The sequence below is a fragment of the Silanimonas sp. genome, from assembly GCF_027531545.1.
Classification (GTDB): Bacteria; Pseudomonadota; Gammaproteobacteria; order Xanthomonadales; family Xanthomonadaceae; genus Silanimonas.
On sequence record NZ_JAPZSC010000027.1, the window covers coordinates 1 to 3,011 of the forward strand.

Here is a 3,011-nt window from a genome sequence, read left to right on the forward strand (position 1 = left end):
AGCCAGATGCGCAGCCTGCTCAAGGCCCTGGAGGCTCGTCGTCCTGAAGCCGAAACCGCAACGCTCCGAAAGGCCGCGTAGCATCATCCAATTGGAACCGTCACCGGTCTCGGTTCAACAGGGAACGGGACAACGCCGTTCAAGTCGCGCAGTGGCTTGACTGTCGTGAGAACGCGTTGGAAGAGGGCCGGGTGGCTATCGCGCGCTTGTGTCTCTTCTAGACCAAAGAAGTCAATGATCCACTTCGGTTTCGGAACGCGAACAATGTCCGCCTCGATGACATACGGCTTCAGGACCTGCGGCCGATCCTCGCTGCTGAACCCTAGCTTGCCGAGATCTTCTGGTCGGAGCTTGAACCCATCCCCGATGGGAATGACACCTTGAAAAACCAACCCTTCGTTAGCGCGCAAGCGGGCGAGCGAACGCACGCCCGCCCCAATCGTTAGGTCTGCTTGAATCCTGCCGATTTTGGACGCCAGGTAACCGACGGTCGCGTTGCGCAGCCCGGGTTCATCCACTGCCTCACCTAGTCGCGGGATGACTTGGCCCGTAGCGCCCACTGTCATAGCGACGCGCACTGCTGCGCTACCGGATTCGTCGACCCACGGGTGATCGGCAACAGCGAACGCCAGGCACAGCGCCGGCACTTCTGCCATCTGCCGTTCCACCACGCGCCGGTTGAATGACATGGTGATGCTATTGGTGGTGATCAGCCCGAATCGCTGTGCATGTCCTGCTCGCACCGTCTCGGCAGCGTGGTGCCACCAGTACATGACCAGATCTGCGCTATCGGGAACGGCCTGCCACGCGCCACGCAGCGCCTCAACGTAGCCGTCGCCCAAGGTGTCGCGCATGCGTTTGTTCCCGATGAACGGCGGGTTGCCGACGATGAAGTCGGCCGCCGGCCACTCCGCCGGCCTCGGGTTCACGTAGCGCCACTGCGGCACCACCGCCGCCTCGTCGGGCACCTGGGCACCGGTCACTGGGTGCGTCTTGTACGTTCGCCCATCCCATCGCGTGACCAGGTTGCCGGCGTCGTCGCGCATCGGCTCCTCCCGGTCCCAGGCCAGCACCGCGTCCCGGCACTCGATGTTGCGGTAGTCGTGGATTACCGGCTCGGCGACGCTGGCGCTGTCGAAAGTGCGGATGTGCCACTGCAGGTAGCCGATCCACAGCACGAGCTCGGCCAGCGCCGCGGCGCGCTCGTTGATCTCGATGCCGAGCAGCTGCTGCGGCGTCACCGTCTCGCCCTCGAAGCCGAGCCGGCTCTGCGACTCGCCGAGCGCCTGCAGCTGCTCGAGCACCTCGCCCTCCAGCCGCTTCAAGTGCTCCAGCGTCACGTACAGGAAGTTCCCGCTGCCGCAGGCCGGATCGAGCACGCGGACGGTGCACAGCCGGTGGTGGAACGCCTTGACCGTCGCCCGGGCCTCGGCCAGCTTGTCGTCGCGCTTCTTGCCCTCCAGGCCCCTCGCCTCGATCGACAGCAGCAGCGCGGCCGCCTGGGCATCCGACCACTCGGCGCGCAGCGGCTCGACGACCGTCGGCAGCACCAGGCGCTCGACGTAGGCCCGGGGCGTGTAGTGCGCGCCGAGAGCATGGCGCTCGTCGGGGTTGAGCGCGCGCTCCAGCAGCGTGCCGAAGATCGAGGGCTCGACCTCGCGCCAGTTAGAGCTCGCCGCGACCAGCAGGGCCTCGATCTGCGCCCGGGTGAGCGGCAACACGTAGTCGTCGGCGCCGGCGCCCTTGAACAGCTTCCCGTTAAAGCGGAGCACCTGGGCGGCGAGCGCGGGACTGAACCCGCCGCGGTCCATGTCGGCCCACAGCACCGCGAGCATCTGGCGCAGCGTCTCAGGATCGTCCTGGTGACGTTGCAGCAGCGAGGCGAAGGCGCCGCGGCCCTCGGCGGCCTTCGGCAGCAAGCCCACGTCTTCTGCGAACATGCTGAACAGGCAGCGGGTGAGGAAGCCGGCTACGGCTTCGGGCCGGTGCCCATCGGCCTCCAGGCTGCGCGCCAGGCGCGCCAGCTGGTCCGACACCTGGCGCGTGACCTTTGCGCTCGCCCGGGCCGGGTCCAGAGCCATCGGGTCGGTCCAGAGCAGCCGTAGGCGCTCGCGGATGCCCTCGTCGGCTAGGTCCTGCAGCCGGATGCGGTGGCTGCGAGCGTCGGGGAACGGGACATAGGTGGCGCCGCTGCGGGTGAACTCGGCGTAGAGCTCGATCACGTGGCCCACGTCGACGACCACCAGGAGTGGTGGGCGGCCCTCAGAGGCAGGTAGGGCGCGAGCGTAGCCCTCAGCCTGGGCTCGGGCGCGCAGGAGCGCGTCGTCGAAGCCCTTGGTATGCGCGGCGGCCTTGACCTTCTTGGCCTCCATGACGAAGGCGCCGCGCTTGTAGCAGTCGATGAAGCCGGCGCTGGTGCTGCCGTCGCCGTGGGCGAAGGTAACGCGGCGCTCGAAGACGTAGGCGTTGTCGCGGGTGTCGTCGCCGGACGGGGTCGGTGTGTCGACGCCCAGCAGCGCGCAGAGCTCGACGATGAACAGCTGGTAGTTCGCTCGCTCGGATCCGCCCGCGAACCCAGCCCACTTCGCTACGAAGGCGTCTACGTCCAATCTTGCTGCTCCCTCGCCTTGGCCCCAGCGCCCAGGCACTCTTGTTGGGCTCAAGTGTGCTTCAGGCAATGCAGCTTCCAGCCTTCGAGGATCATCCCTAGCTGCCCGTGACCGTACTCGGCGCGGTTGGATGCTCAGCCAGCGCCCCGGCGGCAACGCGTCGCTCTGACCGGATAGGAAACCGGATAGAAGTGCGTCAATACGACACCTGTCCTAGCCTGGATCTTTCACGAGTGACGTACTGGATGAGTCTGGCAGGGGCCTGAGGCACGGATCGTGGCCCGGAGTGGCGCGGCGGGGGCCATTCGGCACGGTTGAGTGCTGGATGCGCGGCCGGCGGGCGTGTTTACCCCTTCCCCGGCTTGGGCTGCGGGCCTGGTTGGGGTCAACGCGCGGGCCAGG

1 protein-coding gene is annotated in these 3,011 nt (G+C 67.2%); it reads right to left on the reverse strand.

Annotation, left to right across the window (positions count from 1 at the left end):
- Positions 1-83: 83 nt before the first annotated feature.
- The gene (locus O9280_RS13990; protein ID WP_298344024.1) at positions 84-2,609 is read right to left on the reverse strand and encodes a DNA methyltransferase; all 2,526 of its coding nucleotides are present in this window, start codon (positions 2,607-2,609) and stop codon (positions 84-86) included.
- Between the last annotated feature and the right edge of the window lie 402 nt (positions 2,610-3,011).